This is a genomic window from Lonepinella koalarum (assembly GCF_004565475.1).
GTDB classification, from domain to species: Bacteria; Pseudomonadota; Gammaproteobacteria; order Enterobacterales; family Pasteurellaceae; genus Lonepinella; species Lonepinella koalarum.
Genome location: NZ_SRHX01000034.1, coordinates 1 through 639 on the forward strand (window position 1 = coordinate 1; position 639 = coordinate 639).

Below are 639 nucleotides of genomic sequence, written 5' to 3' on the forward strand. Positions count from 1 at the left end.
ACAGCGGACGGAGCGACGTCAGCACGTCCTGGAAGAGGTACGGCTGAAAGCCCTTGAAGAGCCACTCAGCGGCTACCGTCTGATTTATCAGGCCCTACAACAAGATGTTCTGCGGCCTGCTCCGGGCCTCCATACTGTTCGTCGCTGCATGGTGGAGTTGAAGGTGCAGCGCCCAGTTCCCAGAAAGAAGCGCCGTCCATCGGCATGCCCTACCTCTATCGTTCTCTGGCCAGCGGGCCGCCGAATTCAGATGGATGCCACACGGCTCAGCCTACCGGACGGGATCTGCTGGGCTTACCTCGTTCTGGACGTGGAAAGTCGCGCACTGCTGCACATTGAAGTGGTCCGGAATCTCTCTGCCAGCAGCGCGGTCACCGCGCTGCAACGAGGAGTCCATGTGCTGCACCATCTCGGCATAGACGAGCAGCTCCTGATCATGACCGATGGTGGCTCAGATTTTACGTCTGGCGCATTCCAGGCGGCCTGTCAGGAGCCGGGCAACTGGGTACGGGCCAAGGTCTCACAGAAGCGAGGAATGGGCATCCTGGAAAGGCTCAACCGGACCTTCAAATATGACGGCGTCTTCCGGGAAGAATTGACGAATATTGCCCAGCTTCGTGCGTTCAGCACGAAGTTTAA

General features: G+C 58.7%; 1 protein-coding gene. It reads left to right on the forward strand.

What is annotated here, in order from left to right:
* Positions 1-639 (forward strand): DDE-type integrase/transposase/recombinase (locus tag E0709_RS12135; protein WP_135107943.1); only part of this gene is annotated, 639 nt, incomplete at both ends.